Here is a 24,247-nt window from a genome sequence, read left to right as displayed (position 1 = left end):
CATTGCGGTCTGAAAATGCCTGTGCTAGACGGCAATCGACTTTCGACCGGGGATAGCGGAAGCCGCGCCTCCGTGCTTGGAAAAATGCAGTAAGGTCAAAGATTTAGCCAGAGTTTTTGCTCGCGCCAACAATCTGCGGCCTGTCAGACAAGAGAAAAGACGGTCCGTGGCCCAATCGTCATCGCCAATCTCAGGTGTCGCAGAACGCTATGCGGGTTCGCTGTTCGAACTCGCGCTGCAGGCCAATTCGGTGGCCAGCGTCGAGACCGACCTCAACAGTTTCGAAGCGATGCTCGAAGGCAGCGCTGACCTTTCGCGGCTGATCAGGAGCCCGGTTTTCTCCAGCGAAGACCAGGCCAAGGCGATCGCCGCGATCGCCGACAGAGCGGGGATCACGGGCCTCACTGGCAATTTCCTGCGCGTCGTTGCCCAGAACCGCCGGCTTTTCGCCGTGCCAGGAATGATCAAGGCGTTCCGCCAGATCGCCGCCGAACACCGCGGCGAGACCGCCGCCGAGGTCACCTCGGCGCATGCGCTGACGCCTGCCCAGGAAACCGAGCTGAAAGCGGCGCTGAAAAGCGTCGCCGGCAAGGATGTGGCGATCACCGTCACCGTCGATCCGTCGCTGCTCGGCGGGCTGGTGGTCAGGATCGGCTCGCGCCAGATCGATACGTCGCTCAAAACCAAACTCAATTCGCTCAAGCTTGCACTGAAAGAGGTCGGCTGATGGACATCCGCGCCGCGGAAATTTCCGCAATTCTGAAAGACCAGATCAAGAATTTCGGCAAGGAGGCCGAGGTCTCCGAAGTCGGCCAGGTGCTGTCCGTCGGTGACGGCATCGCCCGCGTCTATGGCCTCGACAATGTCCAGGCCGGCGAGATGGTCGAGTTCCCCGGCGGCATCCGCGGCATGGCGCTCAACCTCGAAGCCGACAATGTCGGCGTCGTTATCTTCGGCGCCGACCGTGACATCAAGGAAGGCGATACCGTCAAGCGCACCGGCGCCATCGTCGACGCGCCTGTCGGCATGGGCCTGCTCGGCCGCGTCGTCGATGCGCTCGGCAACCCGATCGACGGCAAGGGCCCGATCCAGGCCACCGAACGCAAGCGCGTCGACGTCAAGGCGCCCGGCATCATCCCGCGCAAATCGGTGAACGAGCCGATGTCGACCGGCCTCAAGGCCATCGACGCGCTGATCCCGGTCGGCCGCGGCCAGCGCGAGCTGGTCATCGGCGACCGCCAGACCGGCAAGACCGCGATCATCCTCGACACCATGCTCAACCAGAAATCGGTGCACGACAACGGCCCGGAGAAGGAAAAGCTGTACTGCGTCTATGTCGCCGTCGGCCAGAAGCGCTCGACCGTGGCGCAGTTCGTCAAGGTGCTGGAAGAGCGCGGCGCGCTCGACTATTCGATCATCATCGCTGCGACCGCGTCTGATCCGGCGCCGATGCAGTTCCTGGCGCCGTTCACCGCCTGCACCATGGGCGAATATTTCCGCGACAACGGCATGCACGCGCTGATCAGCTATGACGATCTGTCGAAGCAGGCCGTCGCCTATCGCCAGATGTCGCTGCTGCTGCGCCGTCCTCCGGGCCGCGAGGCCTATCCGGGCGACGTTTTCTACCTGCACTCGCGCCTGCTCGAGCGCGCCGCCAAGCTCAACGACGACAATGGCGGCGGGTCGCTGACGGCGCTGCCGATCATCGAGACGCAGGCCAACGACGTGTCGGCCTATATCCCGACCAACGTCATCTCGATCACCGACGGCCAGATCTTCCTGGAAACCAATCTGTTCTTCCAGGGCGTCCGTCCTGCGGTCAATGTCGGTCTGTCGGTGTCGCGCGTCGGCTCTTCGGCGCAGATCAAGGCGATGAAGCAGGTTGCCGGGTCGATCAAGGGCGAGCTCGCGCAGTACCGCGAAATGGCTGCTTTCGCGCAGTTCGGCTCCGATCTCGACGCCGCCACGCAGCGCCTGCTCAATCGCGGCTCGCGCCTGACCGAGCTTTTGAAGCAGCCGCAATTCTCGCCGCTCAAGGTCGAGGAGCAGGTCGCGGTGATCTTCGCCGGCGTCAACGGCTATCTCGACAAGCTGGCGATCAACCAGGTCGGCAAGTTCGAGCAGGGGCTGTTGTCGCACATGCGCTCGGCCGGCAAGGACGTGCTCGACGGCATCCGCAAGGAGAAGGCGCTGTCCGACGATCTGCGCGCCAGGCTGAAGGCAGAGATCGACGCCTTCGCCAAGACCTTTGCTTGACTGGGCCGGACGGGATCAGGTTTGAAGCATGCCTTCGTTAAAAGACCTTCGTAACCGTATCGCCTCGGTCAAGGCGACGCAGAAGATCACCAAGGCGATGCAGATGGTCGCCGCGGCGAAACTGCGCCGCGCGCAGGAAGCGGCTGAAGCGGCGCGTCCCTATTCGGAGCGCATGGGCGCGGTGCTGGCCAACATCACCCAGGCGATCGGCGGTGGCGGCGATGCCCCGGCGCTGATGACCGGCACCGGCAAGGACGACGTGCATCTGCTTGTCGTCTGCACGGCCGAACGCGGCCTGTGCGGTGGCTTCAATTCGCAGATCGCCCGCTTTGCCCGCGACCACATCCGCAAGCTTCTGGCCGACGGCAAGCAGGTCAAGATCATCTGCGTCGGCAAGAAGGGGTTCGACATATTGCGCCGCGACTACGGGGCGCTGATCATCGAGCGTGTCGATCTGCGCGAGGTCAAGACGCTGGGCTTCGTCAATGCCGATGCCATCGCCAAGAAGGTGATCCACCTGTTCAACGAAGGCGGCTTCGACATCTGCACGCTGTTCTATTCGCAGTTCAAGTCGGTGATCAGCCAGATCCCGACAGCGCAGCAAATTATCCCGGCGGGCGTGGTTTCGGATGCTGCTGAAGCGAAGGATGGTGGCAGCGCTGTCTACGAATACGAGCCGGAGCCGGGCGAAATCCTCTCCGATCTCATCCCGCGCAACATCTCCGTGCAGGTCTTCCGCGCGCTGCTCGAGAATGCGGCCGGCGAGATGGGCGCCAAGATGAGCGCCATGGACAATGCGACGCGCAATGCCGGCGACATGATCAACAAATTGTCGATCACCTACAACCGCCAGCGGCAGGCGCAGATCACCAAGGAATTGATCGAAATCATTTCGGGCGCCGAGGCGCTCTAGGCACGCTCCCAAGGAGGTCATCGACCTCAAGCGTGTGAGAAACAAAGAGACGAAAAGGGTAAAGACGATGGCGAAAGCAGCGACCCCGAAGACGGCAGCCCCTAAGGCCGCGGCACCAGCAAAGGCTCCGGCGGCAGCAAAGGCCGCTCCGGCCAAGAAGGCGGCAGCAACCAAGGCCGCCGCCGTGAATACGCCGGCCGCTACCATCAAGAAAACCGGCTTGGCGGGCAAGGTTCGCCAGGTCATCGGCGCTGTTGTCGACGTGCAGTTCGGCGAACATCTGCCGGCGATCCTGAACGCGATTGAGACGATCAATGTCGGCAATCGCCTGGTGCTCGAAGTGGCCCAGCATCTCGGCGAAAACACCGTACGCTGCATCGCCATGGACTCCACCGAAGGTCTGGTTCGCGGCCAGGACGTCTATGACACCGGCGCGCCGATCACCGTGCCGGTCGGCCCTGGCATGCTCGGTCGCATCATCAACGTCATCGGCGAGCCGGTCGACGAGGCAGGCCCGGTCGACGGCATCGAGATGCGCTCGATCCACCAGCCGGCGCCGACCTATGTCGAGCAGTCGACGGAAGCGCAGATCCTGGTCACCGGCATCAAGGTGCTCGACCTGCTGGCCCCCTATGCCCGCGGCGGCAAGATCGGCCTGTTCGGCGGCGCCGGCGTCGGCAAGACGGTGCTGATCCAGGAACTGATCAACAACGTCGCCAAGGCGCATGGCGGCTTCTCGGTGTTCGCCGGCGTCGGCGAGCGCACCCGCGAAGGCAACGACCTCTATCACGAGTTCATCGAGTCCGGCGTCAACAAGAAGGGCGGCGGCGAAGGCTCCAAGGCCGCGCTCGTCTATGGCCAGATGAACGAGCCGCCGGGCGCGCGCGCGCGCGTCGGCCTGACCGGCCTGACGGTTGCCGAATACTTCCGCGACCAGGGCCAGGACGTGCTGTTCTTCGTCGACAACATCTTCCGCTTCACGCAGGCGGGCTCGGAAGTGTCGGCGCTGCTCGGCCGCATTCCTTCGGCCGTGGGCTACCAGCCGACGCTGGCCACCGACATGGGCGCGCTGCAGGAGCGTATCACCACGACGACCAAGGGTTCGATCACCTCGGTGCAGGCGATCTATGTACCGGCCGACGATTTGACCGACCCGGCACCGGCGACTTCATTCGCCCACCTCGACGCGACGACCGTGCTCAACCGCGCGATTTCGGAAAAGGGCATCTATCCGGCGGTCGATCCGCTCGATTCGACTTCGCGCATGCTCGACCCGATGGTTGTCGGCGAGGAGCACTACCAGGTCGCGCGCCAGGTGCAGTCGATCCTTCAGCGTTACAAGTCGCTGCAGGACATCATCGCCATCCTGGGCATGGACGAGCTGTCGGAAGAGGACAAGCAGACGGTTGCCCGCGCCCGCAAGATCGAGCGCTTCCTGTCGCAGCCCTTCTTCGTCGCCGAAGTGTTCACCGGCGCGCCGGGCAAGTTGGTCGACCTCGCCGACACCATCAAGGGCTTCAAGGGCCTTTGCAACGGCGATTACGACCACCTGCCGGAGGCCGCCTTCTACATGGTCGGCGGCATCGAGGAAGCGGTCGAGAAGGCACAGCGCCTGGCGGCTGAAGCGGCGTAAGCCAAAGCGAATAGCGAATAGGGAGTAGCGAATAGGGGTCTATGAGCCGGACGAGTTTCTTCACTACTCGCTACTTACTATTCCCTATTCGCTAAATTGATCATGCCTGAAGCTTTCAAGTTCGAACTGGTCTCGCCGGAGCGCCTCTTGGTTTCCGAGCAGGTCGAATCCGTCGTCATCCCAGGCGCCGAGGGCGAAATGACCGTGATGGCGCATCACGCACCGGTCATGACCACGATCAAGCCGGGCGTCGTCACGTTGAAGACCGCTTCCGGCAAGGAAGAACGCTACGTGGTGTTCGGCGGCTTTGCCGACATCGTTCCGGCCGGCTGCACGCTGCTGGCGGAATCGGCTGTGGCCGTCGGCGACATCGACCGCGCCGAGCTTGCCCGCCGCATCCAGGAGGCGAGGGAAGACGCCGCCGACGCCAAGGACGACCAGACCCGCAGCAAGGCCGAGCAGTTCCTTAACCAGCTCACCACGCTTGAAGGCGCCATCCTGCCGGCTTAACGCGAAGGATCAGTTCGGCGTCGAGAAAGCGAGGCTTGCCTCGCTTTTTTATTTGGTGAACAGTCAGGCTGCCTTGGCGTGGGGGGCCGATGACAGAACAAACAGTGCAACAAGAAACAGTCTCGCGATCCAGATGGTCGACGGCCCTGGTGTCGGCCCTTGGCGGCCCGTTTGGCGGATTTCTATGGATTGGCGCTGGCAAACTGGCTGTCATAAGCCTGTTTGTGATCAGTGCTGTCAGCATCGCGCTTTGCTACATCGGAATTCCGGTGGTGCCGGGCATGGATCTTGCGGCGGCGGGCAACTTTTCGGGTATCGGCTTGATGATCCTGTGGGCGACGCTCGTTGTTCCCTTTGCGCATCGGTTCAAGCCGGACAAATGGTATGCGCAAGGGGTGTCGGTGTTCGTGTTGGCGTTTTACGCCTCCATCGTGGCTGCGTTTGTAATCCGCTCGTTGGTGTTCCAATCGTTTTCGATCTCGTCTGGCAGCATGACGCCGACGTTGCGGGAGGGCGACTATCTCTTCGTGTCCAAATCCGCATACGGCTACAGTCGCTACAGCGTGCCCTTCAACGTGCTCTCATTTGACGGGCGCCTATTGGGCGCGGAACCCAAAAGGGGAGATGTGGTGGCATTCAAGTTCCCGCCCGATCCGAGCGTGAACTACATCCAGCGGATCGTCGGCTTTCCGGGCGAAAAGATCCAGATCATCGACGGGATGCTTTACATCAACGAGGTAGCGGTGGGGCTCGAGGATATCGGCTCTTTTTCGTCCGAAGAGTTCCCCGATCCAGTCAAACTTCAACGTGAAACTTTGCCAGAGGGCGTGTCCTACACCGTTCTCAACCTGACAGATTCATCCATCGGGGACAACACGAACTCGTGGATCGTGCCGCAGGCCACTATTTTGCACTTGGCGACAATCGGGACAATTCCTCCGACAGCCGATTCAGCGTCGGGTTTATTCCCAGTGAAAATCTGGTCGGCAAGGCCGTGCGGCTGTTCTGGAATTCTAAAGGCGTCGACTATTCTTCCCGGCAAGTATTGGATCCGTCAGGCAAATAGCTCACACCGTCAGCGCTTCCACGGCGCGCATGACGCCGCGCAGTTCGGCGAGGCCCTTCAGGCGGCCGATGCAGGAATAGCCGGGGTTCACCTTCTTGCCGATGTCGTCGACAATGGCATGGCCATGGTCCGGACGCATCGGAATCTGCCAGTCCGCCCTGCCTGCCGCCTTGCGCCGCCGCTCCTCGCCAATCAGCGCCGACACGACCGCCACCATGTCGGTGTCGCCGTCGAGGTGCTCGGCTTCGTGGAAGGAGCCGTCGGGCTCCTTGGTGACATTGCGCAGATGGGCGAAATGGATGTTCTCGGCGAAAGCCTTCGCCATTGCCGGCAGATCGTTCTGCGCGCTCGCGCCGTAGGAGCCGGTACACAGTGTCAGTCCGTTAGCCGGCGAAGCGACGGCGTCGAGCAGCGCGCGGGCATCGGCTGCCTTGGAAACGATGCGCGGCAGGCCGAACAACGAAAAAGGCGGATCGTCGGGGTGGATCGCCATCCTGACGCCGGCCTCTTCGGCAACCGGCACGATCTCGCGCAGGAAGGCAAACAGGTTTTCGCGCAGTCCTTCGGTAGAGACGTCCTTGTAGAGGTCGAGGGCGCGGCGGAAGCTCGCTCGATCGAAGATGAATTCGCGCGCCGGCACCCAGCCGATCAGGTTGAGCTCCAGTCTCGCCTTGTCGCTTTCGCTCATGCCTTGCAGCCGCACACGCGCCGCCTCGACACGGGCCGGCGGGTGATCGGCCTCCGCCCGTTTTCGCTCGAGGATGAAGACGTCATAGGCGCAGAGCTCGACGACATCGAAGCGCAGCGCCGTGCCGCCATGCGGCATCGGATAGTCGAGGTCGGTGCGCGTCCAGTCGGTGATCGCCATGAAATTATAGCAGATGGTGTTGATGCCGGCGGCAGCGACGGCGCGGATCGAGGCCTTATAATTGTCGATCAGGGTGCGCCAGTCGCCACTGCGGGTCTTGATGTCCTCGTGGACGACGATGCTCTCGACCACGTCCCAGGTCAGGCCTGCTGCCTGGATCTCTGCCTTGCGCCTGGCGATCTCGTCCGCCGGCCAGGCGCGGCCGTCATTGAGGTGATGCAGCGCGCTGACGATGCCGACGGCGCCGGCCTGACGGACATGGGCAAGCGTCACCGGGTCGTTGGGCCCGAACCAGCGCCAAGTCTGTCTCATGGCTTCTCACTCCCTATGCCAAGCGCCGCCAAGGCAGCGGCAGGCCCGCCCCGCCGCAGGCGCTCGAGATGGGCTGTCGTCAGATCAATCAGTGTCATGCGCTGGGAATGGTCCCTGGCGAAGCCGGCGAGATCGAACATCGCTGTCACAGCTTCATCAGCCGGCCGGCTGCCGAGCGCCGTAAGCCGAGTGTCGATCGGGTCGGTGAAATGGGCTTCGGGCAAGGTCTTGCCGCGCGCCTCGCAAGCGGCGATCCAGGCGGCCACCACCAGCATCAGATGGGCTGGGGGATCACCGGCACTCAGCCGCTCGACGGCCGAGGCGACGATGCGCTGTGGCAGTTTCTGGCTGCCGTCATTGGCGATCTGCGCCGTGCGATGGGCCAGCGCCGTGTTCGAGTAACGTTCGGCGAGCTGGGCCGTGTAGCCGGCCGTATCGAGCCCGGCGTCCGGCGGCAGCGTCGGGATCGCCTCGGCCCACAAGCCGTCGACGAATTGCCGGATCGCCGGATCGGCAAAGGCGCGGTCGACCGTGTCGTAGCCGCTGAGCAGGCCGAGATAGGCGATTGCCGAATGCGAGCCGTTGAGCAGCCGCAGCTTCATGTCCTCGAACGGCCCGACGTCGCCGACCATGGTGACGCCGAACTTTTCCCAGGCCGGCCTGCCCGCCGGAAAGTCGTCCTCGACCACCCATTGGCAGAACGGCTCGGTCATCACCGGCCAGGCATCCTCGACGCCGAGCTCGACGGCGATACGCGCCCGGTCGGCATCGGTGGTCGCCGGCACGATGCGGTCGACCATGCTCGACGGAAAGGCGACGCCGTCGGCGATGTGTGCGGCGAGCCTGGCATCGCCTGAAGTGGCGAGCCTGGCATCGCGCAGTGCGGCGAATTCGACCAGCAGGCGGTGCAGCGTGGCGCCATTGGCCGGAAGGTTGTCGCAGCAGAGCACGGTGAAAGGCTGGATGCCGGTGGCACGGCGGCGCGACAGCGCCTCCGTCAGGAAACCATGCGCCGTTCGTGGCATTTGCGGGTTAGCCAGATCATGGACGATGTCGGGGTGGGTATTGTCCAGTCCGCCGCCGGCTGCCCTCAGATAGGCCTTTTCGGTGATCGTCAGCGTGACGATACGGGTGAGCGGATCGGTCAGAGCGGCGAGCACCGCAGCCGGATCTTCCGGCGCCACCAGCAGCGACAGGATCGAACCGACGACGCGCAGCTCTTCTTCGACGCTGCTCCTGATCGCCAGTGTGTAGAGGCCATCCTGCGGCGCCAGTGCATCGCGCGTGTCTGGACTGCGCAAGGACACGCCGACAATGCCCCAGCCTGTCTCTCCAGCCGCCAGACAGTCGTCGACATAGGCCGCCTGGTGGGCGCGGTGGAACGCGCCGACGCCGAGATGGACGATGCCTGGCGCAATAGCGCCGCGGTCGTAGCGGGGAACCGCGACCGAAGCCGGCAGTGCCTTCAGCGTGCTGTTGGAAAGGCGTCTATTGGTCATTGCGCGGCGTGTCTGATCGAGGTTGCTGGGTCACTGTTGGCAGGCGGCGTAACACCCGTTGCCGTCACGCACAATGGGCAATGGCCGACGAAAAGTCATCATACAACAACCCATTTTTTGTATGTTGACATTATTTCTTTCCAACCCTACCGATGTCCGGATTGGGAGGATTTACGTGGCCGCATTGACGGATCCGGACTTGCTGTTTGCCGCCGAGGCGCGCCCGCTTTCGCTGGCCCGCGATCTCTACGCCGCGGTCAAGGACCTGCCGATCGTCAGCCCGCACGGCCACACCGATCCGCGCTGGTATGCGCTCAACGAGGCGTTTCCCGATCCGGCGCAGTTGCTGATCGTACCGGACCACTACATTTTCCGCATGCTGTTCAGCCAGGGCGTTCGGCTTGAGGAGCTTGGCGTGCCGACACTTGACGGTTCGCCGGTGGAAACCGACGGCAGAACGATCTGGCGGCGCTTCGCCGAGCATTATTACCTGTTCCGCGGCACGCCGACCCGGCTGTGGTTCGACCATGTGCTCGCCCATCTGTTTGGTATCGACGAGCCGCTGAATGCCAAGACGGCCGACCGCCACTACGACACGATCGCGACGCTGCTGCAGTGGGAGAATTTTCGCCCGCGAGCGCTGTTCGAGCGCTTCAACATTGAGGTCATCGCGACGACCGAAGGCGCGCTCGACGATCTCAGATGGCACCAGATGATCCGCGACAGCGGCTGGGAGGGCCGCGTCGTCACCGCCTATCGGCCGGATGCGATCGTCGATCCCGACTTCGAAGGCTTTTCGGCCAATCTCGACCGGCTTGGCGAGATCACCGGCTGCGACACCGGCAATTGGGCCGGCTATCTCGATGCGCATCGCCAGCGGCGCGCCTTCTTCAAGAGCTTTGGCGCGACTTCCTCCGATCACGGCCATCCGACGGCCGAAACCGCCAATCTCTCGGATGCCGCCGCCGAGGAGCTGTTCAACCGCATCCGCCGGGGCTCGAACGACGAGCGCGAGCGAAAGCTGTTTCGCGCCCAGATGCTGACCGAGATGGCCAAGATGAGCCGTGACGACGGGCTGGTCCTGCAAATCCATCCCGGCTCCTGGCGCAATCATTCGCCGGCTGTCTTTCAGAAGTTCGGCAGGGACAAAGGCTTCGATATCCCGACTCGAACCGATTATGTGACGGCGTTGAAGCCGCTGCTCGACTGTGTCGGGCTGGAGCGCGATCTCACCATCATCCTGTTCACCCTCGACGAGACCAGCTATGCGCGCGAGCTGGCGCCGCTCGCCGGTGTCTACCCGGCATTGAAGCTCGGGCCGGCCTGGTGGTTCCACGACAGCCCCGAAGGCATGCGCCGGTTCCGCGAGATGACCACCGAAACGGCCGGTTTCTACAACACCGTCGGTTTCAACGACGACACCCGCGCCTTTCCATCCATACCGGCCCGCCATGATGTCGCGCGCCGGGTCGATTGCGCATATCTGGCGCGTCTCGTCGCCGAGCATCGGCTCGGCGAGGACGAGGCGCACGAGCTGGCGCAGGAACTTGCCTATACGCTCGCGAAAAAGGCGTACCGGCTCTAACGGCGCTTGCCGCCATCGTTCAAACGGGAGGAAACCAATGCTGCATTTTTCAAGACGGGCGGGAGCTACGCTACTTGCCGCCGCACTGCTGGCCGGAACGGCAAGCGCCCAGACGGTCCTGCGCTCGTCTGACACACACCCGGACGGCTATCCGACGGTCGAGGCGGTCAAATATTTCGGCGAGCTCGTGAAAGAGCGCACGGCCGGCCGCTATGTGGTCGAACTCTATCCTTCCGCGCAACTCGGCGAGGAAAAGGACACGATCGAGCAGGTGCGCACCGGCGTGATCGATCTCAACCGCGTCTCGATGGCGCCGTTCAACGGGCTCATCCCGGAGACCACCGTACCCTCGCTGCCCTACATCTTCCGTTCGGAAGACCATATGCACAAGGTCATGGACGGGGCGATCGGCGACCAGATCGCGGCGGCGTTCGACCAGGTCGGGCTGGTGCTGCTCGCCTTTTACGATGGCGGCTCGCGCTCCTTCTACAATTCGAAGAAGCCGATCAACACTGTAGCCGACATGGCCGGCATGAAGTTCCGCGTCATCCAGTCCGACATCTTCGTCGATATGGTGGCGGCACTCGGCGCCAACGCGACGCCGATGCCGTATGGCGAGGTGTATTCGGCGATCGAGACCGGGGTGATCGACGGTGCGGAGAACAATTTTCCGAGCTACGACACCGCCAAGCACGCGGAAGTCGCCAAATACTATTCGCTCGACGAGCACACGATGGTGCCGGAAGCCTTCGTCATGGCGAAGTCGAGCTCGGACAAGCTGACGCCGGAAGACCAGGCGATCTTCAAAGCGGCCGCCAAGGAGAGCGTCGCCAAGCAGCGCGAGCTGTGGACCGCCAAGGTCAAGGAATCGCGCGCCAAGGTCGAGGCGGCCGGTTCGCAGATCACGACGCCGGATAAGCAGCCCTTCATCGACGCGATGGGCCCGGTCTACGAGAAGCACGTCAAGGACGACAAGCTGAAGGCCATGGTCGAAGCCATCAAGGCCGTGCAGTGATCAAGCGGCGGCGCGGACATCCCGCGCCGCCGTCCTCTTGCGGAGAAAACCGGTGACTTCCAGCCTAAAACCAAGACCGCTCCTGTCCGGCGTCGCGCAAGTGATGTCGCGCGTCAGCACGGCGGCGCTGTCGATCGCCGGCATCGGGCTGGTGCTGATGACCGCCTTCGTCGCCTGGCAAGTGTTCGGCCGCTATGTTCTGAATCGTTCGCCGAGCTGGACCGAGCCGGGCTCGGTGATGCTGATGAGCTGGTTCATTTTCCTCGGCGCTGCCGTCGGCGTGCGCGAGAACTATCATCTCGGCTTCGACGTCCTGCTCTACGTGCTGCCAAAAGGCGGCAAGCGCTGGCTGCGGATGATTTCGGACCTCGTCGCGCTCGCCTTCGGCATCGGCATGATCTGGTATGGCAGCCAGCTGGTCGCATTGACCTGGGGCTCTGTCTTGCCGTCACTCGGCATATCGGGGGGCTGGGACTATGTCCCGCTTGTCGCGGGAGGCGCGCTCATCGTGCTCTTCACGCTGGAGCGCATCGTGCTTCGCCTCTCCGGCGCGCCGATCGACGATGCCCTCGATGAATTGCCGCCGGCCGAAGTCGCAGCCGAACTCGACACCGCCAACGTGAAGGTCTGACGCCATGGAACTGTGGATTCTCTTCGGCGTCTTCACCCTGCTGATGCTTATCGGCACGCCGATCGCTTTCTGCCTCGGCGTCGCAAGCCTGGCCACCGTCCTCTATATGGGCCTGCCGCCGCTGATCGTCTTCCAGCGCCTGAATTCCGGCATGAGCGTCTTTTCGCTGCTGGCCATTCCGTTTTTCATCTACGCCGGCGACTTGATGGTGCGCGGCGGCATCGCCAGCAAGATCGTTGCCTTCGCCGGCTCGCTCGTCGGCCATTTGCGCGGCGGCCTCGGGCAGGTCAACATCGCGACCGCTACACTATTCGGCGGCATTTCGGGCTCCGCGGTGGCGGAGGCAGCCGCGGTGGGCGGCCTGATGATCCCGCAGATGAAGGCGCGTGGATATGGAGCGGACTACGCCGTCAACGTCACGTCGATGGCGGCGCTGATCGCGCTGCTGCTGCCGCCGTCGCACAACATGATCATCTACGCGATCTCGGCAGGCGGAAAGATCTCCATCGCCGATCTGTTCACGGCCGGCATCATCCCGGGCCTGCTGCTGGCCCTGTCACTGATGGTCACCGCTTATTTCGTGGCGCGCTCCCGCGGCTATCCGACCGAGCCGTTTCCGGGCTTCACCGCGGTCGCGCATCTTTTCGCCGTCGCGGTGCCCGGCCTGCTGCTGATCGCGATCATCTTCGGCGGCGTACGATCGGGCGTCTTCACGGCCACCGAGAGTTCCTGTATCGCCGTCATCTATGCGCTGCTCGTGACTGTCTTCGTTTACCGGCAGATGACCTGGGAAGGGTTCGTTCATGCCACCCATGGCGCCGTGCGCACCACGGCCATGGTGCTGCTTATCATCGGCATGGCGGCGGCATTCTCGTGGCTGATGGCCTTCCTGAAAGTACCGGCAGCGCTGATAGCCTCCATGAACGCGATCTCGGACGATCCGCTGGTCGTGCTTCTGCTGCTCAACCTCTTGATGCTGTTCCTCGGCACGTTCATGGACATGGGGCCGACGATCATCATTTGCACGCCGATCTTCCTGCCCGTGGCGCAGGCCTACGGCGTCGATCCGGTGCATTTCGGCGTCATCATGATCCTCAATTTCGGCATCGGGCTGAACACGCCGCCGGTGGGCGCAGTGCAGTTCGTGGCGTGCGCAGTGGGCAAGATATCCGTCTGGGAATCGATGCGCTCGATCTGGCCGTTCTATGGCGCAGGCCTCGTGGTGCTGGCGCTCGTCACTTACATTCCAGCCATTTCGCTATGGCTGCCGAGCGTCTTCAAATAGGGTTGCGACATGGCATCGGACACCGCAGTCGGGCTCCGCGTCGAACGAAGACCGAAGCTTTCGGAAACCGTCGTCGCGGCGATCCGCAAGCAGTTGCAGGCGGGCGAGATCCAGCCTGGGCAAAAGCTGCCGACCGAGGGCCAGTTGACTGAAACCTTCGGGGTCAGCCGCACCGTGATACGCGAGGCGCTGGCCAAGCTTGCCGCGGACGGCCTGGTCGAGCCGCGCCAAGGCGCCGGCGTCTTTGTCACCGAGCATATCTCGACAGCGTTCGGGGCTCTGGCAGCGGAGATGGGCAGCAAGGATTCAATTGCCCTCAACGTGCTCGAAGTCAGGTTGGCGATCGAGATCGAATCCGCCGGGCTCGCCGCCCTTCGCCGTAACGCCGCACAGGAAGCGGCGATCCAGGAAGCCTTCTTCGAGTTCGAACGGCTGCTCCTCAACAGCGAGCCGACGGGACCGGCCGACCTCGCCTTCCACCGCGCAATCGCCAGCGCCACCAACAATCCGTTCTATGTCGAGATGCTCGATGTGCTCGGCCGGCGCGCCATCCCTTGCGATGTGACCTCGCCCTGGTCGACCGAATTCGCGCAGTCCGACGCCTACCAGCGCGGCCTGCAGCGCGAACACCTGATGATCCTTAATGCCATCTCGGCAGGCGATGCCGAGGCGGCACGGGAGGCGATGCGCGCGCATCTCGGTGCCAGCCAGCAGCGCTATCGCGAGCGCCTGCACGCGCGCCAGGTGTTTTATGCCGACTCGGTCAAGGCCGCGGCAACTGAATAAGCAATTGAGGCAGCTCCATGGGACAGCAATGAATCACACCGACAATCACACGGATTTTACCTCGCGCTTCGCCATCGATCCTGTTTCTGCCGCGGCGATGGGTACGGACGAACTGCGTCACAATTTCCTGATCGAGGACTTGTTCCAGCCAGGCCGTATCAGCCTGACCTACACCCACTACGACCGCATGATCGTCGGTGGTGCCATGCCCGCCGGCGCGCCGCTGCCGCTGCGGGCGATCAAGCCAACCGGGACCAAGAATTTTCTCGACCGCCGTGAGATTATCATCGTCAACATCGCCGGTGCAGGCGTCGTGACAGCCGGCGGTCAATCCTACGAGCTGCAGGCGCGCGACATGCTCTATCTCGGCATGGGCACGGATGAGGTATCGTTCGCTGCGACCAATCCGGCTGAGCCGGCTAAGTTCTACCTGCTCAGCGCGCCGGCGCATCAGAGCCATCCCAACCGGCTGATCCGCATCGGCGATGCCAAGCGGCTTGATCTCGGCAGCCAGGCGACCTCCAACGAACGCTCGATCTTTCAGTTCATCCATGCCGATGGCGTGAAGACCTGTCAGCTGGTCGTCGGCATGACCCAGCTTGCCCCTGGTTCGGTCTGGAACACCATGCCATGCCATGTGCATGACCGGCGCATGGAGGCCTATCTCTATTTCGACCTGCCGGAGACGGCGCGGGTGTTTCACTTCATGGGCGAACCGGACGAAACGCGTCATCTCGTCGTGCGCAACGAGGAGGCGGTGCTGTCGCCGGGATGGTCGATCCATTCGGGCGCCGGCACCTCGAACTACGCCTTCATCTGGGCGATGGCCGGCGACAATGTCGACTATACCGATGTCGACCTGGTGGCGATGGAGGAGCTCAAGTGAGCGACCTCGCGGCCTTCAGCCTTGCCGGCAAGCGTATCCTCGTCACCGGCGCCAATACCGGCATCGGCCAGGGCATCGCCGTGTCGATCGCGCGTGCCGGCGGCGCGGTCGTCGGCGTCGGTCGCTCGGCGATGGACGAGACGGCGGAGAAGATTGCGGCGGCCGGCGGACGCTTCGAGGCGGTCCGCTGCGACCTTGGCGATGATGCCGCCGCCCAGGCGATGCTTGACCGCGTCTGGGACGATACGGGGCCGCTCGACGGCCTGGTCAACAATGCCGGCATCATCCGGCGTGCCGATGCGGTCGACTTGACCGAAGCCGACTGGGACGACGTCATCGGCGTCAACCTCAAGACGGTGTTCTTCCTCAGCCAGAGTTTTGCCAGGCGCGTGCTTGCCGACCCGGGACGGCGTGGCAAGATCGTCAACATCGCTTCGGTGCTGAGTTTTCAGGGTGGCATCCGTGTCGCCTCCTACACCGCCTCCAAACATGGCGTGCTCGGCATCACCCGACTGCTCGCCTGCGAATGGGCGGCAAAGGGCATCAACGTCAACGGCATTGCGCCAGGCTATATCGAGACCAACAACACCGAGGCGCTGCGTGCCGATCCCGACCGCAGCGCTTCGATCCTGGCGCGCATTCCGGCCGGGCGCTGGGGCGCGCCGGAAGACATCGGCGACGCAGCCGTCTTCCTGCTGGCGCCGGCGTCGAACTATATGCACGGCGCGGTGGTGCCGGTGGATGGCGGCTGGCTGGCGCGATGAACAACAAAAGATGAGAGTTTGGCGATGACCGGAACCAAGATCTTCTCGCATGCCGGCGAGGGTGCGTGGACGCCGACGCCGGATGGCAACCGCCGGCGCGTGCTCCTGCACACGGACGAGCTGATGATGGTCGAGTTCGGTTTCGACAAGGGCGGCGTCGGCGCGCTGCATTCGCATCCGCATGTCCAGGCGAGCTACGTCGCCGAAGGCCGCTTCGAGGTCACCATCGACGGCAGGACCGAGATCTTGGAAACCGGAAGCAGCTTCATCGTTCCTTCCAACCTGGTCCATGGCGTCAAGGCACTGGAGGCGGGACGACTGGTCGACAACTTTACGCCGCCCCGCGCCGATTTCCTCGACTGAGCTGCGGGCCCGAAGATCAGGCTGTCAGTTCTCGGAACGAAAAACCCGCGCCTCCGGAGAGACGCGGGCGTGTTGCCTGGGCGCTTGTGGCGCCGCGGTACTCAAAACATCACCGCAGAACCTGAACCTGCCGAATGATGGTGAAGATAGGATTAACCGCTCCGAGGCGGCGCGATATTCACAGCCAAGGCGAATAGGGGCTGGAACGACGGTTTGATATCGGCCAATGAGAGAGAAGTTCGCTTCAGGCGGTGCCGAGGACGGGACCAGAGGGGTCGATAAATGTTCGAATCTGCTGTCCAGGCAATCACCCGGCGATTCGCCGGGGAATTTCGGCAGGTCGTATCCCCGAAAGTTCTGTAATGCAGATTGCGGCGAGCATCCCGGCAGAGGATTCCAAGCGGCGCGTCCTGAAGGATGTCTTCGGCTTCGATGATTTTCGTCTCGGCCAGGCGGCCGTGATGGAGGCGCTGCTGGCCGGGCATCATGTACTGGCCGTCATGCCGACGGGTGCGGGCAAATCGCTCTGCTACCAGGTCCCGGCGCTGGTGCTGGGCGGGCTCACCATTGTCGTTTCGCCGCTGGTAGCGCTGATGCAGGACCAGGTCGCCGCATTGCGCCTTGCCGGTGTGGCGGCCGATACGATCAATTCCTCGCTCGACCGCGATGCCAATGTCGCTGCATGGCGCCGCGTCGCGGCAGGGCAGACACGGCTGCTCTATCTTGCGCCGGAGCGGCTGATGACCCCGCGGATGCTCGAGGCGTTGACCAAGCTCGATGTCCGGCTGATCGCCATCGACGAGGCACATTGCATCTCGCAATGGGGACCGGCGTTCCGGCGCGAATACGAAGAATTGTCGCGGCTGCGCGGCATCTTCCCCGATGTGCCGATCATTGCGCTGACGGCGACTGCGGACGAGACGACGCGCACCGACATTGCCGCGCAACTGTTCGACGGGCGCGTCGATACCGTGGTGCTCGGCTTCGACCGACCGAACATCAAGCTAAGCATCGAGCCCAAGCAGGACAGCAAGCGCCAATTGCTGAATTTCGTGCAGCGCCATGCCGGCCGAAGCGGGATCGTCTATTGCCTGTCGCGCAAAAAGACCGAAGAGATGGCGGCGTTCCTCGAGCGGAACGGCGTACGCGCGCTCGCCTATCATGCCGGCATGAGCAAGGACGCGCGTGAAGCGAATCAAAACGCTTTCATGACCTTGTCCGGGGTGGTGATGGTGGCGACCATCGCCTTCGGCATGGGGATCGACAAGCCGGACGTCGCCTATGTCTTCCACACCGACCTGCCGGGCAGCTTGGAAGCCTACTATCAGGAAATCGGGCGGGCGGGCCGCGACGGGCGGGCGGCCGAGGCGCATATGCTCTTCGGTCTCGGCGACATCCGTATGCGCCGGCTTTTCATCGACGACGAGGGCGCACCGGCGGAGCACAAGAGGCGCGCGCATGGCCGGCTCGATACGTTGATCGGCTATTGCGAGACGGCGCAGTGCCGCCGCCAGATCCTGCTTGGCTATTTCGGCGAAAGTGCTTCGCCTTGCGGCAATTGCGACAACTGCCTCGACCAGGCGCCGCATGCGGATGGCGACGCCGAGGCGCGGATCATCCTGGCAGCGATCACACAGACCGGCGAGCGCTTTGGCGCTGCCCACGTTGTCGATGTCCTGCTCGGCCATGAGACCGAGAAGGTCCTGGCCAGGAACCACCACAGGCTTGCCAGCTTCGGCACCGGTGTGGCGCATAAGAAGAGTCTCTTGCTATCGCTGCTTCGCCAACTCGTCGCGGGAGGGTTCCTGACATTGGACTCAGCCGGCCATGGCGGCCTCGCCGTCGCCGAGAAAGGCCGTGAACTCGCCCGGGGCGAGGCTTCATTCCGGTATCGCGTGGACGCGCGCCAGTCATCGCGAGGCAAGATACGTCCTGTGGATACCGCAGCAGGCACGGAAGGTCTGGATTCGGCGCTGCTGGCCGCGCTCAAGGCGGTACGGCTGCGTCTTGCCCGGGAACGCCAAGTGCCGGCCTTCGTGATCTTTTCGGATCGTACGCTGATCGATATGGCCGAACGCTGCCCGCGTGATCTGGACGCCTTCGCCGCGGTCAACGGCGTCGGCGCCGCCAAGCTCAAGGATTTCGGCGAGATATTCCTCGGCGCGATCGCTGCGCATCAGTCCGGTGTGGCGGGCTGAAGACCCACTTCAGTGACGCAATCAGCACCTGCTTCGTCTCGCCGCCGCAATCGCAGCCTCCTGCTGCCGCAAGCGCTCGATCTTCGCGCTCTGGCGGGCAGCGACGGTCGAGGCGACACGCTGCCCTCCCCACAGCCAATCCGGAATGTTGGTGTGGACGACTTTGCCGCGAGCGATGGCTGTGGCCGACATCTCGTCAGCGACCGTGCCGATCGCCACGTTGAGCTCGACGCAACTCATCTTGTCGTATTTCGCAGCATCAAAGGATGCAGGCAAAGGCGATGCACAACTTCCGACAAACATCAGGCTGCATATCACAGGCGTGGCCATGGAGATCGGCTTCATTCTCTTATCAAGCACGTTGATGCCGGACAGACGAATATCGGAGGATGCTCGACCTGGGGCCGCGAAGCACTCCCGAGGTTCCGCGTAACTGAAGCATGTGACCTCTACAACCCTCTGTCCTGACCGTCCTATTTGTCCTCGAAGAATTCCGAGAGAACCGCTGCTATCGTGTCGGGGTGCTCTTCTGGGAAAAAGTGCCCGCCTTGGACAGCGCGTCCTTCCACTCTGTCAGCCCATTTCCTCCAGATAGCCAGCGGCCCGCCTTCTTGCGCATACCAGTTCTCCAGGGCGCCTTCGCCACTCCATAGCGCCATTAGCGGGCACTCGATGCGACGACCGTTTGCCTGGTTCAGCGCGTCATGTTCACGATCGATCGTCGCAGCGGCGCGATACTCTTCGCAGATCGCATGAATATGCGCGGGATCGCGAAGCGCATCAACATAGGCGTCCCTGACCTCTTTGGAGACCATTTTCGTCGACGATCCCCATTGCGTTATTGCATCGTCGACGACTGCATCGGGAGCCGCGCCGATCAGACGTTCCGGCAGGGGCTCCGGCTGGGCAAGCAGGCTCCAGGGCCAGAAGCCGAGCGCCAGTCTGGCATCCGCCCGATCCCATGTTGCGGCGGTGGGGACGATGTCGAGGACGGCGATTTTGAGCACTTTGTCGGGATGGTCGAGCGCCAGGCGATAGGCAACCCGCCCGCCGCGATCATGCCCGGCAACCATGAACCGCTCAAACCCCAGCTGCTTCATGGCTTGAACCATGTCGCCGGCCATGGCGCGCTTGGCGTATTGGCTATGATCGGCAGAGGAAACCGGGCATCCGCTTTGGCCATAGCCTCGAAGGTCGGCGGCGACCACCGTGAAGCGGGGCGCCAAGGCTGCGGCGATATCCCTCCACATCAGATGCGTCTCTGGAAAACCGTGAAGAAGCAGCAGCGGCGGACCGGTGCCACCGACCCTTGCGAAAATGGTCGTATAGTCCAGTCGCAAGCTGGTGGCTCTGAAACCTGCAAACACCGTCAGCCTCCTCCGGCGCGCCGTCAGACAAACTCTCTAAGGGCGCTAACGGTCGCCTGAGGCGAAAACCCCGGCCGCGATGGCCAGGGTTCAAGCCGGCCAATTGCTAGAATCGAAACCAGACCCAGACGCGCCTGCGGAAGCACCGCCTGCGCCGATAGCCATTCCGCCAGTAAACGCGACAGACCCTTCTCCAAGCACGCCGGCGGCGCCGGCGCGGCCGGTGCCACCGGCGATGATAGACTGGTTGCAACTCTGCTTGAGTATCGTCGTCGAAGGTCTCGACGTCCGGCGCCTCGAGTTCATCGAGAATGCCGTTTCTGGCAGTTGGAACGCCGGCCACTGCGTTGATTGGCCGAACCGTGCTTGCAAGGGCCGCGGCCCCGGCAATGCCAAACATTCCTGTCAAAAATAGTCGCCGATCCATGGAAACCTCCCATCTTCAACCAGCGATAGAACAAGGCTAACGATGGGGAGATAGCGCAGTCGGTGCAAACGCCTAGTGCCGCGCGGCGATTGCGATGATCCGGTCGGCCGAAGGGTGTCGCCTTCTCCTCGAAGTGGGACGGCTACTTCGATCGACAAACACTCGGCGCTTTTTTGAATTGATGGCGGCCGAGACACAAGGAACATCGAATGACGTCTGCGCCATAGCCACCCAATTCCACGCTACTGCTCTCGCTTTGGTCGTTGCGTTGCAAGAGGGCTTGACTGCCATCCTACCAGAAGGTAGGTAAGGGCATGGGCAACGTGTCTACTACCTCCGACGACATCCTGGCTTGTGCGCGTTCTCTGATCGTCGCTGGCGGCTACAACGGTTTCAGTTATGCCGACATCGCTGATGTGGTCGGGATTCGTAAGGCGAGCATCCATCACCATTTCCCAAGCAAGGTCGATCTGGTCCGAACGCTGGTTGCGCGGTATCGGGAAGAAGCTGAAGCGGGGATGGCGAATCTCGAACTTCAGGTCTCCGATCCGCTCGAACAGCTTCAGGACTACGCTGGCTATTGGGAAGTCTGCATCGCGGATGCCAGCGCTCCGTTTTGTATCTGCGCGCTGTTGGCAAGCGAACTCCCCGTGCTGCCCGAGGAAGTTGGCCTTGAGGTCCGGGCGCATTTCCGCTCCCTGTCGGCTTGGCTGACATCCGTGCTGGAGCGCGGTGCGCGGCTCGGCCGATTCCAACTGATGGGTACCCCTCGTGCCGAGGCTGAAGCGTTCATGGCGACTGTCCACGGCGCGATGCTTTCGGCACGGGCCTATGGCGATCCGAAGATATTCGCCGTCGTGACACGCCCGCTCCTGGAGCGGCTCGCTCCGCGTTCCCTCCAGATACAATCCTAAGACCTCAAATAACCATCGCCGTAACGGCTCTGCGACGTTCGTCGAGAGCCCTTCCTACTAGTCGAAAGGACATCCAATGACGGTTCACAATAGCGATCTTTCCCGCGCCAGCCAGGAACAATGGCTCAAGCTCTATTACTTCGCACGAACGGCGGTCTCGGCTGTCTGGGTGGCGGCTGCCTTTACAGTGGGACAGAATTCCGGGGTGGTGGCGGCGGTTTTGCTCGTGGCTTATCCTGCATGGGATGCCCTCGCCAATTTTGTCGACGCATCGCGCAGCGGAGGATTGGGACAGAATCGCACCCAGACCATCAACGTCGTGGTCAGTGTGGCGACAACGCTCGCGGTCGTTGTTGCGCTGAAGATGAGCATGAATTGGGTGCTCGGGGTGTTCGGCCTATGGGCGATCCTGTCTGGCCTGCTTCAACTCGGCACCGCGGTCCGCCGTTGGAAGAGCTCTGGCGCGCAGTGGGCGATGATCCTGAGCGGAGGGCAATCAGCACTGGCAGGCACGTTTTTCATCGCGCAGGCGCGGATGCCGATGCCGCCATCCATCACCAACGTGGCCGGCTATGCCGCAGTAGGCGCCCTCTACTTCCTGGTTTCGGCGGTGTGGCTGAGTGTGAGCCAATTGCGGCGGAAGGCTGCATAGCCCGCCATCTTGAGCCATCACCGACCCGATCAGAGGGCTGCCAGCTGCTAGTATCGGTTCGCCAAACACAACGACCCGCCCTTATCCTTAAGGACCGATATGTTTGGAATTTCACCACCCGGCTGGGGGCTAGCCGCTCATCCAAGGCATCTCGATCGCGCCGAACGATACAGCGATCCCGAGGGCCATCAGCGCAATGCCCAAAGCAACTTCGAAGCGGCGGCCGCGCTGCAGCAGCTTCTCGACGAAGACGACCAGCGTCAACAGCAGCATCCAGGCGACGCTCATGATGCCCACCGCGACCAGCACGGCAAACAGCGCCCAGCAGCAACCAAAGCAATAGAGCCCGTGCCGCAGCCCCATCTCGAGTGCGCCAACCCGCCCGTCGCGCCAATGCTGCGCAACGAAAGCGAGCGGCGAACGGCAATGGCTGAGGCAAATGTGCTTGAGGGTCGTGAATTGGTAGAGTCCGGCGACGCCAAGCGTGATACCGAGCGCGAGCGGCGCCCATTTCGAACGCTGAGGCGGATCGAGGCTGGTCGCAAACTCGCTTCCGAACTGGACCAGGACATACACGAGAAGGCCCGCCGCCGCCCAGACGAGCATGTAACCCGCGACGAATATCCACGTCGGGATGGCAACGTGCTGTTCGCGCATGGCCTGCGCCGCCGCGAACATAAAGATCATGGGCGCGGCCGCCGGCAGCATCATGGCAGCCATCATCACCGTCCATACAGCAAGAAAGGCGGCGGCGCCGGCGAGTGACCAGCCGTCGGCGGCAATTCCGGCCATCGCCATGCCGGCCATGCCTTCCATACCCTCCATCCCGCCGCGCACCGCAATGCCCATAGGCATATCCATGCTGAGGGTCAGCGCCCACGCCGCCGCTGTTAGCACGACGAGCGATGCGAGAAGGCCGAGCGGCATGCCACGCAAATTCCGGAGCCGCGACGATTTCCCGGGGAACGCGTCAGGCATCGGCACGTCCTAGTTCGGGCCGGTCCAGTCGAACGGAATGTGTTTGCTCGAGCGCGCCGTGCCCGTCCAGTCGAGCCCGAAGCCTTTGGTGCTCACCTCGACCGAACGCCCCCAGGTGGCAACCTGGCCCGGGCCGACCTCCGAGCCCGGCGGGTTGATCGTCTGCACCCGCTTGCCGGGTGGTGTTGTGGGACCTGAAAGCGCTTCCGCATGCCCGACGACGAGGCCAGGAATCTCGACCCGCCAGGTGGCAAGGTCGCCCGCCACCTCGAAAGTGATCGGCACGAACTCCATGCCACGCATCTCGCCGATGTTGGCGGCAAAACCCGCCGGCCAGCCGCCAGCCTGCCCGCCGAAGATCGCCTGCAGGGCTTCACGTTGCCGCTCGTTCGCCTTCTCGTCGAGGTACATGCCCATCACGGCCTTTGCCTCGCCGGCCCATAGATTGCCTTCGAACTCGCCGAGCGCCACCAGCGACAGGCCGTCGAGCTTCACGTCGCCATACTGACCCTCGCGTACATGCCAGGCGAGCACGCCCTGGCAGTGATTGCCGGTCGGCCGCTGGGCGAACTCGCAAGGGCAAGGGATGTCGCAGCTGCAGATGTCGAACCAGTCGCCTGCGAGCCGCCATTGAGGCACTGCATTCATGGCTCTTCCTCCCGGAATGTAGCGCCATTTATACGTCGAAGGCGGGGCGCACTCCAGCAGTTAGTGCATCGCTCGCTGATTTTTGGTGGACTTGACGCCCCAGACACAAGTCACCGCGTTTTGATCAGGAACTGCTCGCAACAGAACCCAGCACCATCCAATGCGACCACGAAAGTGGTTTCTTGCTCCGTTCCATGTGCTCGATGAGGTCGTGGGTAGGTTCGCGACGGGTCGATCACCAAATACACGATCCAGCTGACGCTCGCTTGACCCACATTGCGAACCGACAACCTTCCGCAACACCGCTCGGTTGCTTGGTCAACGACCTAGCGGGCCAAGGGTTAACGCCGGGCTGCAATTGAGCTCCGCGGCTTCACGAGCATTTATGGCTGAGTTCGGCAGGCAAAAATCAAAAAATGAAATTAGGATCACTGGCGGAGAGGGAGGGATTCGAACCCCCGATGGGCTTGCACCCATGCCGCATTTCGAGTGCGGTGCATTCGACCACTCTGCCACCTCTCCGCGGTCATGGTCCGCCGTTGCCGGCGCGGCGCACTAGATAACGGCTGGACAGGCAGGTTACAAGGGCCAATCTGCCCCGGCGCCGCAGGTTCCCGTCCGTGCTGCGTTCAAAGCTGCGGTGCCCGATGTTCCATGTTTGCCGGACTGGGCTCAGCCCATTCGCAGCTTG

23 protein-coding genes, 1 tRNA gene and 1 pseudogene are annotated in these 24,247 nt (G+C 63.0%); 18 read left to right on the top strand and 7 right to left on the bottom strand.

Features of this window, described 5'->3' with window-relative positions; genetic code table 11:
- Positions 1-166 precede the first annotated feature (166 nt).
- The 7 genes and pseudogenes from NKH37_RS04155 to lepB (NKH37_RS34025) all read left to right on the top strand — a co-directional run bounded on the left by NKH37_RS04155 (position 167) and on the right by lepB (NKH37_RS34025) (position 6,378).
- A complete protein-coding gene (locus tag NKH37_RS04155; RefSeq protein ID WP_023719707.1) occupies positions 167-727 on the top strand; it encodes a F0F1 ATP synthase subunit delta in 561 nt (186 codons plus the stop codon).
- Positions 727-2,256: a F0F1 ATP synthase subunit alpha gene (atpA, locus tag NKH37_RS04150; RefSeq protein WP_023719706.1), complete on the top strand. Its 1,530-nt coding sequence runs from the start codon at positions 727-729 to the stop codon at positions 2,254-2,256. The genes NKH37_RS04155 and atpA overlap by 1 nt, the downstream gene beginning before the upstream one ends.
- A gap of 28 nt (positions 2,257-2,284) precedes the next feature.
- Entirely contained in the window at positions 2,285-3,169 is an 885-nt protein-coding gene (locus tag NKH37_RS04145; RefSeq protein WP_023719705.1) for a F0F1 ATP synthase subunit gamma, read from the top strand.
- 67 nt (positions 3,170-3,236) lie between these two features.
- A complete protein-coding gene (gene atpD, locus NKH37_RS04140) occupies positions 3,237-4,802 on the top strand; it encodes a F0F1 ATP synthase subunit beta (RefSeq protein ID WP_352494126.1) in 1,566 nt (521 codons plus the stop codon).
- A 102-nt stretch (positions 4,803-4,904) separates the two neighbouring features.
- Positions 4,905-5,312, top strand: a complete 408-nt coding sequence (locus NKH37_RS04135; protein WP_023719703.1) for a F0F1 ATP synthase subunit epsilon — start codon at positions 4,905-4,907, stop codon at positions 5,310-5,312.
- An 89-nt stretch (positions 5,313-5,401) separates the two neighbouring features.
- Positions 5,402-6,100 (top strand): annotated as a pseudogene (lepB, locus tag NKH37_RS34030) (signal peptidase I); the annotation flags it as partial.
- Between the two features lie 95 nt (positions 6,101-6,195).
- Positions 6,196-6,378, top strand: a complete 183-nt coding sequence (gene lepB, locus NKH37_RS34025; RefSeq protein WP_502905989.1) for a signal peptidase I — start codon at positions 6,196-6,198, stop codon at positions 6,376-6,378.
- Position 6,379: 1 nt separating this feature from the next.
- On the opposite strand, the gene uxuA is transcribed toward lepB (NKH37_RS34025), so the two are convergent.
- A complete protein-coding gene (gene uxuA / locus NKH37_RS04125) occupies positions 6,380-7,558 on the bottom strand; it encodes a mannonate dehydratase (RefSeq protein ID WP_353003949.1) in 1,179 nt (392 codons plus the stop codon).
- Entirely contained in the window at positions 7,555-9,057 is a 1,503-nt protein-coding gene (locus NKH37_RS04120; RefSeq protein ID WP_023719700.1) for a mannitol dehydrogenase family protein, read from the bottom strand. Before NKH37_RS04120 ends, uxuA begins: the two co-directional genes overlap by 4 nt.
- A 175-nt stretch (positions 9,058-9,232) precedes the next feature.
- On the opposite strand from NKH37_RS04120, the gene uxaC reads away from it, so the two are divergent.
- From uxaC to recQ, 9 genes are all read left to right on the top strand, one after another.
- Complete coding sequence (gene uxaC, locus NKH37_RS04115) at positions 9,233-10,642, top strand: glucuronate isomerase (RefSeq protein WP_352856406.1); 1,410 nt, start codon at positions 9,233-9,235, stop codon at positions 10,640-10,642.
- 37 nt (positions 10,643-10,679) lie between these two features.
- Positions 10,680-11,657 carry a TRAP transporter substrate-binding protein gene (locus tag NKH37_RS04110; RefSeq protein WP_353003947.1) on the top strand — a complete coding sequence of 326 codons (978 nt, stop codon included), beginning with the start codon at positions 10,680-10,682 and terminating at the stop codon, positions 11,655-11,657.
- Between the two features lie 103 nt (positions 11,658-11,760).
- Complete coding sequence (locus tag NKH37_RS04105) at positions 11,761-12,288, top strand: TRAP transporter small permease (protein ID WP_023719697.1); 528 nt, start codon at positions 11,761-11,763, stop codon at positions 12,286-12,288.
- Between the two features lie 4 nt (positions 12,289-12,292).
- Complete coding sequence (locus NKH37_RS04100; RefSeq protein ID WP_023719696.1) at positions 12,293-13,573, top strand: TRAP transporter large permease; 1,281 nt, start codon at positions 12,293-12,295, stop codon at positions 13,571-13,573.
- Between the two features lie 9 nt (positions 13,574-13,582).
- On the top strand, positions 13,583-14,359 hold the full coding sequence (locus NKH37_RS04095) for a FadR/GntR family transcriptional regulator (protein WP_352480962.1): 777 nt from the start codon (positions 13,583-13,585) through the stop codon (positions 14,357-14,359).
- A 28-nt stretch (positions 14,360-14,387) separates the two neighbouring features.
- Positions 14,388-15,245, top strand: coding sequence for a 5-dehydro-4-deoxy-D-glucuronate isomerase (gene kduI, locus NKH37_RS04090; protein ID WP_353003945.1), 858 nt, complete (start codon positions 14,388-14,390; stop codon positions 15,243-15,245).
- Entirely contained in the window at positions 15,242-16,009 is a 768-nt protein-coding gene (kduD, locus tag NKH37_RS04085; RefSeq protein WP_352845254.1) for a 2-dehydro-3-deoxy-D-gluconate 5-dehydrogenase KduD, read from the top strand. The genes kduI and kduD overlap by 4 nt, the downstream gene beginning before the upstream one ends.
- A gap of 24 nt (positions 16,010-16,033) precedes the next feature.
- Complete coding sequence (locus NKH37_RS04080) at positions 16,034-16,372, top strand: cupin domain-containing protein (RefSeq protein WP_353003943.1); 339 nt, start codon at positions 16,034-16,036, stop codon at positions 16,370-16,372.
- Positions 16,373-16,734: 362 nt separating this feature from the next.
- Positions 16,735-18,570, top strand: coding sequence for a DNA helicase RecQ (gene recQ, locus NKH37_RS04075; RefSeq protein WP_353003942.1), 1,836 nt, complete (start codon positions 16,735-16,737; stop codon positions 18,568-18,570).
- Positions 18,571-18,591: 21 nt separating this feature from the next.
- Here recQ and NKH37_RS04070 read toward each other — a convergent pair whose 3' ends face one another.
- Both NKH37_RS04070 and NKH37_RS04065 read right to left on the bottom strand, forming a co-directional pair.
- Positions 18,592-18,846, bottom strand: a complete 255-nt coding sequence (locus NKH37_RS04070; RefSeq protein WP_245278615.1) for a hypothetical protein — start codon at positions 18,844-18,846, stop codon at positions 18,592-18,594.
- A gap of 197 nt (positions 18,847-19,043) precedes the next feature.
- On the bottom strand, positions 19,044-19,937 hold the full coding sequence (locus NKH37_RS04065) for an alpha/beta fold hydrolase (protein ID WP_023719689.1): 894 nt from the start codon (positions 19,935-19,937) through the stop codon (positions 19,044-19,046).
- Positions 19,938-20,678: 741 nt separating this feature from the next.
- Here NKH37_RS04065 and NKH37_RS04060 point away from each other — a divergent pair.
- Together NKH37_RS04060 and NKH37_RS04055 are read left to right on the top strand one after the other, a co-directional pair.
- The gene (locus NKH37_RS04060) at positions 20,679-21,278 is read left to right on the top strand and encodes a TetR/AcrR family transcriptional regulator (RefSeq protein ID WP_023719688.1); all 600 of its coding nucleotides are present in this window, start codon (positions 20,679-20,681) and stop codon (positions 21,276-21,278) included.
- A 76-nt stretch (positions 21,279-21,354) separates the two neighbouring features.
- On the top strand, positions 21,355-21,930 hold the full coding sequence (locus NKH37_RS04055) for a DUF308 domain-containing protein (protein ID WP_353003941.1): 576 nt from the start codon (positions 21,355-21,357) through the stop codon (positions 21,928-21,930).
- 129 nt (positions 21,931-22,059) lie between these two features.
- Here the strand turns inward: NKH37_RS04055 and NKH37_RS04050 are convergent, their stop codons facing one another.
- From NKH37_RS04050 to NKH37_RS04040, 3 genes are all read right to left on the bottom strand, one after another.
- Positions 22,060-22,908, bottom strand: a complete 849-nt coding sequence (locus NKH37_RS04050; RefSeq protein WP_352787943.1) for a DUF2182 domain-containing protein — start codon at positions 22,906-22,908, stop codon at positions 22,060-22,062.
- A gap of 9 nt (positions 22,909-22,917) precedes the next feature.
- Positions 22,918-23,556: a DUF1326 domain-containing protein gene (locus NKH37_RS04045; RefSeq protein ID WP_023719685.1), complete on the bottom strand. Its 639-nt coding sequence runs from the start codon at positions 23,554-23,556 to the stop codon at positions 22,918-22,920.
- A 432-nt stretch (positions 23,557-23,988) separates the two neighbouring features.
- Positions 23,989-24,078, bottom strand: a tRNA-Ser gene (locus NKH37_RS04040).
- Between the last annotated feature and the right edge of the window lie 169 nt (positions 24,079-24,247).

Origin of the sequence: Mesorhizobium sp. M1217 (genome assembly GCF_040318275.1) — a bacterium.
Classification (GTDB): domain Bacteria; phylum Pseudomonadota; class Alphaproteobacteria; order Rhizobiales; family Rhizobiaceae; genus Mesorhizobium.
This window is presented reverse-complemented; position numbering and strand designations above follow the sequence as displayed.